14 protein-coding genes are annotated in these 14,220 nt (G+C 55.9%); 7 read left to right on the top strand and 7 right to left on the bottom strand.

The window, feature by feature from the left end; all coding sequences use genetic code 11:
• From TU75_RS02400 to TU75_RS02390, 3 genes are read left to right on the top strand one after another with little or no spacing between them, the layout of a single operon-like run.
• Entirely contained in the window at positions 1-1,209 is a 1,209-nt protein-coding gene (locus TU75_RS02400) for a PfkB family carbohydrate kinase (RefSeq protein WP_060548111.1), read from the top strand.
• Positions 1,206-1,811 (top strand): 7-cyano-7-deazaguanine synthase, encoded by a 606-nt coding sequence (locus tag TU75_RS02395; protein ID WP_060548110.1) that lies wholly within the window; start codon positions 1,206-1,208, stop codon positions 1,809-1,811. The genes TU75_RS02400 and TU75_RS02395 overlap by 4 nt, the downstream gene beginning before the upstream one ends.
• Entirely contained in the window at positions 1,789-2,472 is a 684-nt protein-coding gene (locus TU75_RS02390; protein WP_058410829.1) for a nitroreductase family protein, read from the top strand. Before TU75_RS02395 ends, TU75_RS02390 begins: the two co-directional genes overlap by 23 nt.
• Here the strand turns inward: TU75_RS02390 and TU75_RS02385 are convergent.
• Genes TU75_RS02385 through TU75_RS02375 form a run of 3 tightly spaced genes read right to left on the bottom strand, consistent with a single transcriptional unit; the run spans position 2,469 to position 6,285 of the window.
• Complete coding sequence (locus tag TU75_RS02385; RefSeq protein WP_228385891.1) at positions 2,469-3,242, bottom strand: 8-oxoguanine DNA glycosylase; 774 nt, start codon at positions 3,240-3,242, stop codon at positions 2,469-2,471. The two genes, TU75_RS02390 and TU75_RS02385, sit on opposite strands and share 4 nt — an antisense overlap.
• The gene (locus TU75_RS02380) at positions 3,239-3,991 is read right to left on the bottom strand and encodes a DNA adenine methylase (protein WP_228385892.1); all 753 of its coding nucleotides are present in this window, start codon (positions 3,989-3,991) and stop codon (positions 3,239-3,241) included. The genes TU75_RS02385 and TU75_RS02380 overlap by 4 nt, the downstream gene beginning before the upstream one ends.
• 35 nt (positions 3,992-4,026) lie before the next feature.
• Positions 4,027-6,285 carry a hypothetical protein gene (locus TU75_RS02375; RefSeq protein ID WP_060548109.1) on the bottom strand — a complete coding sequence of 753 codons (2,259 nt, stop codon included), beginning with the start codon at positions 6,283-6,285 and terminating at the stop codon, positions 4,027-4,029.
• Positions 6,286-7,170: 885 nt separating this feature from the next.
• On the opposite strand from TU75_RS02375, the gene TU75_RS02370 reads away from it, so the two are divergent.
• From TU75_RS02370 to TU75_RS02350, 4 genes are all read left to right on the top strand, one after another.
• Positions 7,171-8,046, top strand: coding sequence for a hypothetical protein (locus TU75_RS02370; protein WP_060548108.1), 876 nt, complete (start codon positions 7,171-7,173; stop codon positions 8,044-8,046).
• Positions 8,036-8,674, top strand: a complete 639-nt coding sequence (locus TU75_RS02365; protein ID WP_060548107.1) for a hypothetical protein — start codon at positions 8,036-8,038, stop codon at positions 8,672-8,674. Before TU75_RS02370 ends, TU75_RS02365 begins: the two co-directional genes overlap by 11 nt.
• Before the next feature lie 482 nt (positions 8,675-9,156).
• The gene (locus TU75_RS02360; RefSeq protein WP_058410833.1) at positions 9,157-9,405 is read left to right on the top strand and encodes a hypothetical protein; all 249 of its coding nucleotides are present in this window, start codon (positions 9,157-9,159) and stop codon (positions 9,403-9,405) included.
• A 1,450-nt stretch (positions 9,406-10,855) separates the two neighbouring features.
• Entirely contained in the window at positions 10,856-11,416 is a 561-nt protein-coding gene (locus TU75_RS02350) for an arsinothricin resistance N-acetyltransferase ArsN1 family B (protein ID WP_060548105.1), read from the top strand.
• 26 nt (positions 11,417-11,442) lie between these two features.
• Here TU75_RS02350 and TU75_RS02345 read toward each other — a convergent pair whose 3' ends face one another.
• From TU75_RS02345 to TU75_RS02330, 4 genes are read right to left on the bottom strand one after another with little or no spacing between them, the layout of a single operon-like run.
• Complete coding sequence (locus TU75_RS02345) at positions 11,443-12,513, bottom strand: ArsO family NAD(P)H-dependent flavin-containing monooxygenase (protein WP_060548104.1); 1,071 nt, start codon at positions 12,511-12,513, stop codon at positions 11,443-11,445.
• Between the two features lie 32 nt (positions 12,514-12,545).
• Entirely contained in the window at positions 12,546-12,968 is a 423-nt protein-coding gene (arsC, locus tag TU75_RS02340; RefSeq protein WP_060548103.1) for an arsenate reductase (glutaredoxin), read from the bottom strand.
• Between the two features lie 20 nt (positions 12,969-12,988).
• Positions 12,989-13,702 carry an arsenical resistance protein ArsH gene (gene arsH / locus TU75_RS02335; RefSeq protein ID WP_060548102.1) on the bottom strand — a complete coding sequence of 238 codons (714 nt, stop codon included), beginning with the start codon at positions 13,700-13,702 and terminating at the stop codon, positions 12,989-12,991.
• Positions 13,703-13,749: 47 nt separating this feature from the next.
• A complete protein-coding gene (locus TU75_RS02330) occupies positions 13,750-14,220 on the bottom strand; it encodes an arsenate reductase ArsC (RefSeq protein ID WP_033902850.1) in 471 nt (156 codons plus the stop codon).

Below are 14,220 nucleotides of genomic sequence, written 5' to 3'. Positions count from 1 at the left end.
ATGATCAACGTCGTTGGCGGGGTTTACTACGAACAGTGCATGTGCCCCACATGGCAGGAACTCTTCGGCTCGGGCGGTCGAGGCGCTACAGCGATAGCGCGCCTGGGCGGAACGGTTAACCTCACGACCTATGTAGACAGCACCGCAGAGTCGATTCTTCGCCTGAGGTCGGCTTTGGAAGGCTTCACGCTAGAGCCCCATGCCATTGATCGCAGCCTGCAATTCCGCTATACCCACGGACTGTCTCATCCATCTCTACATCCCTCGCCCAAGCAACAGCACAGCCTGCAAGTATGTGCAGCAAACGTCGTACGCTTTGGCTTCCTGGAAGGTGACTGCGTTGTGGATGCACGCCAGGCGGTGTATGACCCACAGAGCGCCACCGCCCCAGCGCCGTTCCATGAGAACGGCTCCAAGGCAGAGCGACTGGCACTTGTCCTAAATAGAAACGAAGCTGAAGCGTTGCATGACAGCAGTGATCTGAGCGCAACTGACTTGGCCCGCGCCCTTGCCAAGTCGCAGCGCGCCGAAATCGTCATCATCAAGATGGGCCCAGCCGGCGCACTGCTGTTGCATGAAGATCGGACACACCACATCCCCTCATTCGTGACGCCTAAGGTCTGGAAGGTCGGGTCAGGAGACGTCTTCGTCGCGACCTTTGCCTACTTCTGGATTGAGGAGGCGCTGCCCCCACTGGACGCGGCGATGCTGGCTTCACGGGCAACCGCCTTTTATTGTGAGTCCCAAGGCTTCGCGTCGAAGGCTGAACTCAGCGCGTACAACCCCGACGCGGCCAGCATGCCGAAGAAGTCGAAAAGCGGTAGAGCCCCTCTGGTATATCTGGCAGGCCCCTTCTTCTCGTTGTCACAGCTTTGGCTGGTCGAAGAAGCGCGGAGTCAGCTCCTGGCGATGGGGCTGAATGTGTTCTCTCCGGTGCATGACGTCGGGCACGGGCCCGCAGAGGAAGTCGTGCACCAGGATCTTGAGGCCATTCATGAGTGCGACCTCATGCTCGCTATCGGTGATGGTCTCGACGCCGGCACGATCTATGAGATCGGCTACGCGCGAGCACTCAAGAAGCCCGTCATCCTGTACGTGGAAAACGAGTCGGAGGAGGATCAGAAAATGATGGCCGGATCCGGCTGTATCATCTCCGATGACTTCGTGACTGCCATTTACCAGACCGCTTGGGAGGCAGCAGAACTATGAAGCGCGCTCTTCTATTGTCAGGTGGCATGGACTCACTCGCCATCGCCTGGTGGCTGCGTCCCGAAGTCGGTATCACGCTGAATTACGGCCAGTTGGCCGCAGAGGCCGAGATCTCCGCCTCCACCACCCTCTGTAAACAGCTCGGTATTGAGCACCATGTCATCTCGATCGATTGCCGCGCTGTCGGCTCCGGCGACATGGCGGGCGACAAGGCTGATGCACATGCACCTGCAAGTGACTGGTGGCCCTATCGCAATCAGCTGCTCGTAACACTGGCGGCGATGAAGGCAATCAGCCTGGGTGTGAACACGCTCTACCTGGGCACTGTGAAGTCGGATGGCTCACACCGCGACGGCACACCGGAATTCATCGCGGCGATCAACCAGCTGATGGTCATCCAAGAAGGTGAGATGACCGTCGAGGCGCCTGCGATTCATCTGAGCACGTTCGAGTTAGTCAAAGAAGCCAACGTCCCATCCTCAATGCTCGCCTGGGCTCATAGCTGCCACAAATCAAACGTGCCCTGTGGTAACTGCCGAGGCTGCTACAAGTATTTTGAGGTTTGGCACGAGATCGAGCATGGACTGGATCACGCTGAGTAGCCCAACCGTAAGGCCAGAGCCAGGGCACTATCAGCCGTACGCCTGGCCTGATGGCCGTTTTCATGCGTTGCCCGAGGTAGAAGGTGTCCGCGAGCGGGACATCTTCTACCTTCTGGAGAACAGACGCACCAGGCGAACGTTCCAGGCCTTGAGCGATGATCAGCTGAGCCAGCTACTGTGGCGCAGTACACGTACACAAGCCATCGCCGAATCCGACTACGGCTTCGATCTGGAGCTTCGGCCCACCCCATCTGCCGGCGCTATCCACCCCATCCACATCCTGGCCCACCTCCCGGGCGCGGCGAACTGGTGCCGCTACGACAGTCGCCGGCACGGCCTCGTTGCGATACCAGGGTCATTGGAGGCCCTCGCAGGATTGACTGAGCAGTGTCAGCAAACCCTGCCCAGCGAGCAGGCGACGCGGTTGCTTCTGGTGGCCGAGCTTGGGAAAACAGCTGCCAAATACCAACACGGCGAAAGCCTGATCTGGCGGGATGCCGGGGCACTGTTAGCGGTGATGGCAGTGGTAGCTGAGGCATTAGACTGCGTGCTCTGCCCACTGGGTATCACGGGGGAGCCCTGGGCCAGTCGACTTGCCCCGCCAGGGGTGCTTACCGGCGTGGGACTTGTCCTAGTGGGCGGGCCGACACTGAGGGACTAGGCTGCCTTCAAGCCGGTCTGGTTCAGCAGGCTGTGCACGACGGAACGCGCGGACATCATCTGGTACCACATCAGCGCGTCGAGCTTGGATGGCCGAACCTCAATCGCTTTGCTCAGCGCAAGAAACTCTGCTTCCAGCTTCAGGTAGTGCCGCTCCACCGTGAGGCCAGGCGTAAAAAAGCCCGCTAACGCCCCTGCGCGCAAAATGTGGATATCCAGGATCGCGACATCGTCGGCATCGAGCCAGTTGCGAGCAATCCAAGAAGCGGTTTTGTAGCCAATGCCCGGCAACTTGAGTAGCCAGTCCCGAAGCGCCCGCCCGGAACTCAAGGGATAGCCCCCTGCGGCCAGAGCAGCGAGCGCAGCGTGCAGGTAACGCGCTTTCTGTTTGGCAAAACGGTAGCGTACCGAGCGGCTACCGATATTCAACGGAACGGTTAGCCACGCCTGCAGCTGCTCCTCACTAGGCAGGCCCCCTTCAAAAGCGCCATGGTTTCTCAGGTGGGCGAATGCTGCCAGTCCGACGTTCGCTGGAATTCCGTGGCCGCCCAGTACGCATGCACCGACCTCCTCTGCCAACGTGGCTCCCAGCTTGTAGTTGAGCGGCTCAGGTTCCTGGTCGTTTGCCCATACTTGATAGGCCCAGTAAGCGGGGGACGGGAATGCTTCGATCAATCCCCACGCAACGCCCGGGAGCACTTCGATCTTGGCATCAGGAAAGTCGCGCTGGTACAGCGTGGACTCAACAAACACTACGCCGCTTTGCATCATCGTGCCTCCTGAGCGGGGCCATAGGTCTGCGCGATCCAGTGCAAGAAATCGTTGCGTTCCACGGACTCCATCGCCGCGATACGATCACGCAGTCGTGACTGACGCCTGGCGATGGTCTGACGCTCCCGGAACGTATCGCCCAGGTAACGGCTATCGTGCAGTTCCTGAGGGGCAGCGTAGTTCATCCATACGCATTCCTCCCGCAGATCCGTGTGCGTTTTGGCCGTAAACGTGACCTTCCTCCATCCATGGAGCATGTCGTTGTACAAGGCGCTGTCGTAGCCGGAGATCATCACCTTGCACGGCACGCTGCACAACGTACACAGCAGCTGTTCATGCTGGCTCTGATCATATTCGTACCGGTAGATCTTGGGGCGACGACGCGTCTCTGTCACATACGGAGGATCAGCATAGATCAGCTCGCTGCCGTCGTAAGTGAAACTGTTCAGATAGCTCGACGCGTCACCCAGGATGAGCTCAAGGCCTTCAATCTGGTGATCAGTCCACGTGTCATGAACGGCAGGATCAACGTCCACCGCGATGTTTCGAGCTGCAGTTTTTTTGTGACGCAGGACTGCGCCCGCACCCAAGTGCGTCTCGATGTAGGTCTGATGCGGAGGCATCAAATTGATCAAGCGCTGATAGCACTTGCCCTTCCCGCCTGGATATCTCATGCCCCCATCATCGTCAAAAGTGACGATGATGTCAATCGAAGGCTTGGGTTGGGCGAGTCTCGCGATTGCGAACATTGAGAAGACGCGCCCTGGTGAGCGCCCGCAGTCCCTCAGCGAATCTTCTCTTCCACAAACCTGTCTTCGGGGAAGAAAGAAGCGATCTTGGTGATCGCGTTGGCCAGGAAAGGCCGAGGATTGGTGTAGTCAAAGCTGTAGCGGCCTGAGCCGTAATTCACGCCCCACACGCCTTTCCTCCCTCCCTTGGGTCGCCACCACATTTCCCCGGCGATCCGGGCTGCCTGTAGGCCTGTCATGCTCGGGTGACCGCGCTTTGGATCTTTCAAATCTTCAGCGACGAACACGCTGCCATCTTTCCCGATCGCCCATATCAGGTTTTTCGTCTTTGGATTTTTGACGACCTGCGGGAATTTCCGCACCAAGGTACGCTCCTGGGCCAGCGGGTCGAATCGCTCGATCGCGGTATGGTTGGCGCCTTTCCCCTCAGCAGTGATTTCGCTTTTCTCCAACCGCTTGGGAGCGCGCAATTTGCCGTAGGTCGTGTTCAAGTAATTGGCGTAGTCCTGGTCTTGCTTGGCCAACACCTTCAAGAACGAGCTGTAGAAATGCTCAACATCGACGTACTGAGCATTGGCCTTCTGATCCCTGAACCACCTAAGGAACAGGGCACCGAACAACAAGTCGTGTTCATAAATCGCTGAGACAGCATCCCCCAAAGGCGTGTCCGTGGCATCGAGCAACACCTTCAACACCTTTCGATCTCCCCAGTACAGGTCAATGCTCCACTGGAGGCGGGCCATTGGTGCGGTGAGGACGCTCAACTTGTGTGCGTTCCAACGCTCGATGGCCTCGGCGGTCGCGACAGGGGTCTCGGCGCCGGCATCAAGGGTGTCGCCTACTTCATAGCCAATGGGTCGACCGGTAATCTCATCCCGAACCTGAGAAATGGACGCCAGCTTGATCGAGTGCCAACATTTCTCAGGCTTGAGTGTTGATTCCTCGCAGATGCCCACCATCCAACGTTCGAGGTGGCTGAGGATGGTTTCTGCAGTCCCGTACGCGTACTTGAAGTCGAGACGGGCCTTTTTGTCAGCCGGAACGATACCGAGGTCAGGTACGAGGATTTCATGTGGCGGCAACCAGTCTTGTGCTTTTTCGCTCCACTGACTGAATTCCAACGCCCAGCGCTCGCAAAGCAACGCCTTCACCTCTTCAGTGGCCACAGAGCCAATGTCTTCTTGAGCCTTGATGAATGCTTGCGCAGGGACAATTTTCGCCCGCGCATAAGGGCCTAAACGGTCATCGTGAACGTAGAGCCATTCTTTGCCGTCTCGGAAGTCATATCCCACCAGCGTCACCGCATGGCCACCTTTCAAGCACATCGGTTGGCAAGTCGAAGTCGTCATTGCGAGCTTCAGTTCTTCGCGCTCAGTTTCGTCGAGCTCATCGAACTCCCCCAACACCTCCAGCGCTTCAGCTTCCTTCATCTGCTTGTCAGCAGCCGTGCTGCTTTCCGGCCCGTACACGACGCCTGCCAGAATGATCGGCAAGTCACTGTCGATATGCGAAGAGGCGTAGCTGTGGAACCAGCCCTGGGTTTCAGTAGTGAGTGTGGTGGAATGGTACCGAAAGCCCTGAACGTCGAGCGATCGCTGGATCTGTTTGTGTGTGAGGTGCTTGTTCGGGAAACCGTTGTGCGAGCCATCCACAAAATTGAGTGCAGCGGTGGTGATCTCACTGCACGATGGGACAGACTTCACATCACGCCCTGGCAGCGCATGCAGCGCAGCCCAGATCGCAGTGGTCGCGCAGGCGGCGACGACCTTGTCCTGCTCCTGGAAAGCAATCGAATTCACATGTAGCTTGATGCCGAACAGATTGACGTCATAGCGCTTGGCAATTTTTTTCTTCGTGCCTGGCCCGGTGCCGTGATCACCGGCAATGCGTAAGCATGTCTTGCCGATGAAGGTCTTTTCGAGCGGTTTGATCACCACAAAGCCGAGGTAATTGTCCTGCAGCGAAGCCCGGGACAGGTCTTGGCGCGCGCTGTCGATCATCATGCGATCAAGCGATTTATGGTCAAGCTTGCAGCTGAAAAAATGAAGCCGCCCGCAGACCTGACCGTCGTTACGGAAACGCTTCAGATAGTAGCGCGAATAGTCTTCCAGGAAGTCACGATCGGTGTACCGAGGCTCAAGCAGGATCGACTTGGCACCGATGTGACAGAGGTAGTTGTAGAGGTACTTCACCTGCTCTTTGTCAAAGATCTGCAGGTATTCGTAGCCAAAGCATTCGCGAATCAGGGCGCTCAGCGTTTCGGCCTGAAATTCCGTGACGAGGTATGGAGTCATTGTTCTATGCGCAAAAAAAAGCAGCCACGAGGGGCTGCTTTCAGGTCAGAAAAACTCAGAGGCTGCAGGTACGAGCAAGCATCTCATCAGTCACGGCTTGGGCTTTGGCTTGCTTGGCTAGGATTCTGGTCATCACGAAGGTACGGGCTCGCGCTTTTCGTAGGCGCTCCTCTTCCGTCGCGCCCATGTGTTTCCTGGCCTTATCATACAAAAGCTCAACGCTCATCTTTCTGTCCTCTTTTTGCCCACGTTCCCGGTGGTGCGGTCTTGCTGACTTACGGACTTTCTTAACGTTAGACACTTACGACGCCGAAGCGGGTACAGCTCGCCATGGTTCGTGAAGGTGCGGATTATACGAATCCGCCATCAACAGCGTGAGCACCCCAAACAGATGTCCGACAGACGGCTTCACTCACTACTTCGACTCAAAGCTTACGATTACGTTCATCTCAAGCACCTGCCATGCAGATACCTTTGCCACGTTTGTTCCGGATTCAGGAAGCGAAACGCCTCCGTCACTACTGGGTGTTGATCGTGAATTCTGCGCCTTTCACGCAGCCGATTTGGAGCGGGATCAACCGGCGAAAATAGCCTAGTGGATTGAGTATGGCATAAAAGAATCATGCAAAGCGATACTCCTTTGTGACATGTCACACGATTCTTCATCCATTTGCTGCGGTGATTCGAGACTCGATTTTGGCGCTGATCAGCGGAAAAAACTTCGCCTAGATCGCTTCGATCTTAGCCTAGCTTAAGCATTCGGATTTGCACCCTCGGATCAGTTTTCGGATCGCAGCGCCCGTTGCTTGTGAGGCTTCATGCTTGCATTACGCTATCACGCCCAGCAAAATCCGCGATCGAAACGGAATTCACAAGGTAGACGTCATGTCACTGTCCGGTATTTTCAGCTCGGCTCATCAGCGCCGTAGCTTCCTGATCGCCAGCTGCACGCTGCTCGCCTTGTGCTTCCTGGCCATCCTGTGGATCGCAAGCATCCCGTCACCCTCGCCCGCGCTAACCGCGTTCAACAGCTTCTTGACGTCTGTGGTGGCGAGTGGTGCATTTGCGATTCTATCCACGCTCTACATTTCGTTTTTCGTTGACCCGAATGAAGTCCAGAAGGCGGCGGTCGTTCTGCCTCAGGACATCTCGCAAAATCTTGATCGCATCGTTGCCGAATCCGTGGACTATCAGATCAGCGTGCGGACGGGCCGGCATTTTCGCGCTGACACCCTTCCGAAGCTCTTGGAACAGGCCAAACGGCATCGCCAACCTATTCGGATTGAAGTCATCTTGCTCGACTTCAGGGACGATGCGCTGTGCGAGCAGTACGCTCGTTTTCGGCAAAGCGCGACCTTCGACAGCAAGCTGTGGAGCGTGAATTACGTTAAGTCTGAAGTACTGGCAACCATCCTCACCATTGCCAGGGCCCAGATGGACTACCCCTCTCTGCTCATCGTGCATCTCTATCTAAGCAAGCGGCTGTCGACATTCCGAATCGAAGGGTCGTCTCAAGAGCTGATCATCACACGCGAAGACCCCAAAGACTTCGCCTACCGCTACCACCGCACCCATCGAGACTATGCGGCGTATGCGCATGAGCTGGGGTTGATCCGCAGAGAGGCCGCCAGCGTGGAGATACCTACTAAGGTCGCCCCTAGCGAGGTACTCCAGTCCATGTTTGGTTTGGGCATCATACCGTCGGACGTGGTGACGGCTGCGGAAGCTTCGGTAAAGGAAAGCTCCCCGTATGTCAGCTGATCTGGACTTTCTCAACCGCCATGATCTTGCCGGTCTCTCAAATGCTTTCATCAAGGACAACTTGAAAGCCTGGATCAACCAGGAGCCCCCCAAATGCCTCAAGCATCCGCACGGCTTCTACGTCATGTTGCTCAAACGCTCGGACGTTGAGCAATGGCGCCTGCATCTCTGGCCCAACGGCGTACGCCAGATCACGGGAATGCCCGCTCGCATCCACCTGCACGATACGCATGTGAGCAGCAGAATACTGGTCGGCACGCTGACTAACATTCAGTACATCAGCACGCCCGTTACCGATGGATCTACTGCGGGCCACCCGGTGTACGAAGTGATCTATGGAGGGAATCGCTACCTTCAACAGACGGCGAATACCCTGCGTAAAACTCAGCTGCGTGAAGCGGTAGTCGAAACACATCGCCTTTACCTTCAAGCCGGCGATACTTACCACATCCCACGCTATAGCCTCCATGAAGCCGAGGTCGCCGCCGAGGTTGCGACGTGTACTCTGGTTTGCATGCACGAGCGTGCGGACGGTGTAGTCAAGCTGATTGGCGTCGATGGATACCCCGAAGAGCTGTCCTTTGTGCGCAAAGAGCACGATGGATCGATCTTCCTCGACTACCTCTAGGCAGCCCTGGCCCCATCGACGCCAGTTCAGCATACATGAGCGTTTCAGAGCCTCACGACGAATCACGTAATGGCCAGCGGAAAAAAGTTCGAAATTTTTGGGGCTCGCTGCGAGCCAAGCGGTATGCAGCTTGGGCTCTACGGCCAACAGGATATACACACATTATCCACAGGGCATGTGTGTCTTCAACGCTTGATAACTGCGCGGAAATCGCTCATCTTGTGGGTGCTGCGCCAAAAACACCCAAGATATGGTGTTTGCAGTACCGTATCCCTATACGGGAGGCGAGTTCAGCGAGTGGTCACGTTAGGTCGCCAAACGTTCCGTGACCCACCCGCTCTCAAAGCCATACGGTTAGTCAACCTGACTTGAGTGAACGCATTACATCGAATTGCGAACTGCCGCGTCAAATAAAGGTGACGCGTGGTTCGATGCGCTAGCGCTGAGTCGGGGCACTTAATCTCTGATCAGAAGGTAAGAATATGAGCTTTAACGCGAAACAAACCAGCAGTTCGATCGCCAGCCTGGCCTCGGCTGTATTGCTTGATTCTAAATCCTCGGCTTTGGCCAAGGAGCTGGCTGGCTCGGCGCTTTCTCAGGCCTCAACTACCAAGCAAACCAGCGCTCGGATGGAGGAGCTCGCCAGCAAAATTCTGGGTGAGTCGGGCCATAGCCAGATGGTGTTGAGCCTGGCCGGCTCCGTGCTCTCACAGGCGAACAAAGAGCGCTGAGTTCGGCGCTGGTAACCACGCCCCGCCCATGCGGGGCGTTTCTCTTTCTCTTGCGGAGACGCAGAACAAGAAAGCTCCGGAGCCCCTGACACTAATGGGGTTCCGCAGAAATGATGCAAGAGTTCAGCGACGCGGGCGAGTGGATGTCCGAACAGCAGCGATTGATGTCGGGCAGAGAGGCCGACACGACTGATGACGATCAGGATCGTATCAACCCAATGGTCGACTAAATGGTCGACTAAGTGTCTCAACGGGACAAGGTCAAAGCCCCAGGTCTGCCGTAAAACGCTGGTCACGGATTGAAGCAGGGGCATGCCCATCGATTATCAGCTTCTGCTGCAGATGGCGTACGAGATGCCAAGCCAAAGGTTCACGGTTTTCCAAGTAACCGTCGAGCTGATGGAAACCATTGGAGCGCTGTGTAACAAGGGCCTCTCGAAGCGCTGTGAAGCCATCAACGCCGATAACCGACCTGTGAACACGGATAGGATTATTCAGCCCAGGACGACGCTCGTAGGCGCTTAATAGCGATCGAAGGATTACAGGGAGATCATCCCCATAGGCTTCGCAGGCAAGAGACCAGAGCTGACCATCAGACAGAGGGGTCATAGGATCCGATGTCGGGCTCGCATTATCCATAAATTGGCAAAATAGCCCCAAGCGCGGCCAGAATCCAGATCAACCTGTAAACCAATTTTTTGACGTGTTAACCGCCGAGGTTTACAGATCAAAAATTTAGTTTACAGATCCGAATTTTCGAAGCGCGCAGTAGGCCACCGAGTGCGTCTTGCTAGAACATTGAAGGCGACGGACGCCAGCCGAGCCTGTTGTCCGAGACGGGTGGAATTTCAGACGGACTGATCCCAGCAAAAAAAACCTATTGGTTTGACGTCAAAGCGTAAGCAGCAGCCTGCGGCTGCAAAGAAAAGCGATTTCTCCTTGGCCCCCGGCCCACCCATTCCAACCTCAAATTCACCTTCAGTCCTCAAAACCGTGTGATCTAGAAGCCGTAAATATCAGATGTAAAAGCCGGCGAAATCCTGTGAGAAAAGCGGTGCCTGGGCCACTGCCGCTTTTATCTTGCTCTCAAATATAAGAACTCCGTCTCGCTTAAAAATTTTCAAGAGGGGGGGGTGAAAATAAAATGGACATTGCCGACGAACGGTAAATAAATTGCCTGTTTGTCAATCTGAGTTTTCACTCAAAAATCCTCGAAAACCTATAAAAAATGCTTTAAAGCAGGCGAAAACGCTAACATTTATGAGTTTCGATTCACCAAATGCGAATTTTGATCGCCTACGAGCGCGCCCAGCAGGTACATTGGCCATGCCGGTCGTTTCTGCCTCTAAGTCATACCAGTCACCGGCTTCAGTCAGAAATGCATCGCTGCGGCGAGTGTAGTTAGATTCCGAGTGCCGAACGACGGCTATTCAACGAGAGATCATTCACGATGGCTGTAAAGGGTTTGAAAATTCGTACGGCAGTAATCACCGACGCAGAAGCCATCCAGCGCATTTATGCTCCCATTGTTCTAAATACAGCGATCTCATTCGAAGAGACCCCGCCAAGCGTTGAGGAAATTGCTCAGCGGATAGCGACGACACTTCAGACATATCCCTACCTAGTGGCTGAAGAGGATGGCGAGATCAAGGGCTACGCCTACGCAAGCCAGCACAGGGCTCGTCCGGCCTACCGATGGGCTGTTGACGTGACGGTGTACATAGCAGAGTCAGCTCGCCGTCAGGGTGTTGGCCGTGAACTCTATGAGACCTTGCTTCCGATTCTTGATAAGCAGAGATTTCGCGCAGCGTACGCCGGAATTGCGCAGCCCAATGAAGGAAGTGTGGGCCTGCATGAGTCGCTGGGGTTCGTCCAAATCGGCACATATCCGGAGGTAGGCTTCAAGCTTGGAAAATGGCACGACGTCGGCTACTGGCGGCTCGGGCTGTGTCCGGCAACTCCTCCACTGGAGCCTATTCTCTTTCCTGAGCTTGAAGTCGCATCACAGTAGGCACACTCGATTTGCGTCGCGAGACATCAGGGTTCGCTAGTGAGATAGCTTTGGACTTGGTTGACTACATCCCGAGCGGTGCGGGTTACTCCGATCAATGTCGCAGAGGCGAGCCCTGTCCAATCGCCGTAACCCACCAGCCACAAATTGGGTGACGCAACACTTCGATTTTCGTCCACAGCCACTTTACCGTCCAGGCCTACAACGCCCAGGCTGCTCAGGTGGTCGAGCGCGGGAGAAAATCCCGTGCACCAGATGACAACGTCCACCTTTGTTTCGTCTCCTGATGACCACACAACGCCTGTCGAAGTGAAGTGCGTGAATGGCCGTACTGCGCTCAATACACCGCGTTCACGAGCGTCTTTCACCGATGACACCATTACGATGTCGCCCAACCCTCCAGCGGGCTGCTCAGGCTCCACACCATCCTGTTGCGCCTTCAATCGAGCAGTAGCTCGTTCGAACAGGACGCGCCCATCAACCTCATCAGGTAGAAACTTTGGGACTTCTTGAGTTACCCAGGTTGCCTGAGCCACTTTGGAAACCTCGGCGTAAATCTGGGCTCCCGAGTTGCCACCACCGACGACAAGGACAGTTTTCCCCTCAAACTCATCCGGCCCAACGTAATGAGCGGAATGAAGCTGCTGCCCTAAAAACAACTCCTGTCCGGGATAGCTTGGGATAAATGGGTGGCTCCAGGTGCCTGTTGCACTGATAACCGCTTTGGCCTCCCAGGCTCTTCCCTCGGCGACAACCCGTAATCCGTCTTCGATTTTCTCGACACGGTTTACCCGCGTGGATCGGATGATGGGAAAGTCATATCGGCGTTCGTACTGAGTTAGATAGTCGACAACATCGTCCCGCCCAGGAGTCCCCTCGGATACTGCTGGCATGGGCCAGCCGGCAATAGAGCTCCAAGCAGACGGCGAGAATAGTCGGAGAGAATCCCACCCATGCCGCCAGGCCCCTCCCGGTGCTGACTCGGCGTCGAGTAATACATAGGAAAGGCCTGTACGCCTCAAGAAATAGGCTACGGTGAGCGCGGATTGGCCACCGCCAATGACCACTACATCAAATTTCGAGTTTTGATTCACCAGCGTCCCCCCAGGCCCATCTGCTTTACATCGGTTTAAACCCTGCGGCCATTCTCATCAATGACGACTTGTCCGTCTTCTTTGACGAAGCTGCCGCGCTGCTCTTGCGGCATAAGGTCGAGGACTGCCTCTGACGGTCGACACAAGCGTGTACCCAAAGGCGTCACGACGATGGGGCGATTGATCAGGATAGGGTGAGCCATCATGGCATCGATGAGCTGTTCGTTCGTCAGCGATGCATCGCCCAATCCCAGCTCTTCGTACGGAGTGCCTTTGATACGCAAAAGAGCGCGCACCTCGATACCCATATCCTTGATCAATCTGACAAGCGTGGGGCGGTCAGGTGGGCTCTGTAGGTACTCGATAACAGTCGGCTCTTCTCCGCTGTTGCGGATCAGCTCCAAGGTGTTGCGAGAGGTGCCACATTGCGGGTTGTGATAGATCGTGATCTGGCTCATACAGTTTCCTCGCACTGACGTTAGATGGAGCGCTGGTTGACGCGTTTGGAAAGCTCTTCGGCGGACTCTTTACGCTCGGAGTACCGATCAACCAAGTAGTCCTGGCGACCCCGCAACAGCAGCGTGAACTTCATCAGCTCTTCCATCACGTCCACGAGTCGGTCGTAGTACGAGGACGGCTTCATACGACCTGCCTCGTCGAACTCGGTAAACGCCTTGGCCACCGAAGATTGGTTTGGGATGGTGAACATCCGCATCCATCGGCCCAGTACGCGCAGCTGATTGACCACGTTGAAAGATTGCGAGCCACCGCAGACCTGCATTACTGCAAGGGTCTTTCCTTGCGTAGGTCGAACTGCACCAATCGCAAGCGGAACCCAGTCGATCTGGGCCTTGAATACTGCGCTCATGGAGCCGTGCCGTTCAGGCGAACACCACACCTGTCCTTCAGACCATTGCATGAGTTCGCGCAATTCCGCCACTTTGGGATGGGTATCCGGAGCATCGTCCGGCAGCGGCAAACCCGAGGGATCGAAGATTTTGGTTTCGGCGCCAAACTCCTCCAACAAGCGGGCTGCTTCCTGAGTCACCAACCGGCTGAATGAGCGCTCTCGCGTTGATCCATACAGTAGAAGAATGCGCGGTCTATGGAGCGAAGGCGTACGCGGCTCCAGTTGTTCCAACGAAGGAATGTCGATCAGGTCGGCGTGGACGTTCGGCAATGTGTCTTGCATATAAACTCCTACAGCGGCGCCTGGTTGGGTGCCGCCTCGGTTGATCTTTAAAGCGAACCGATGCGGTTCAGTTCAGCTTTCAACTGGTCAGTGCTGATGGTCTTCAGTGGCAGCGCAAGAAATGCGCTCACGCGCTCGTGAATTTTGGCTAATGTGGTTTCAAACGCAGCGGTGATCTCGGCTTCCGACCCGCTAGCCTCAGACGGGTCGGCCAGCCCCCAATGCGCCTTCAAAGCTGGCCCGAAGAAGATTGGGCATGCCTCACCTGCAGCCCGGTCACAGACAGTGATCACGATGTCTGGCGGCGAGCCTTCAAAAGCGTCCGAAGCCTTGCTGCTTAAGCCCGCAGTAGAGATACCCGCCGCCTCCAGTGTCTGCAGTGCCCTTTGATTCACCCGGCCACTGGGAAAGCTTCCTGAACTGACAGCTTCTACGCCCTCGGGCGCCAAGTGGTTGAAAAGCGCCTCGGACAGAATGCTGCGGCAGCTGTTGTGGGTGCACATGAACAAGACTTTCAT

Origin of the sequence: Pseudomonas poae (genome assembly GCF_001439785.1) — a bacterium.
GTDB lineage: Bacteria > Pseudomonadota > Gammaproteobacteria > Pseudomonadales > Pseudomonadaceae > Aquipseudomonas > Aquipseudomonas poae.
Note: the sequence above shows the minus strand (reverse complement) of the source record. Positions and strands in the feature narration are given on the sequence as shown.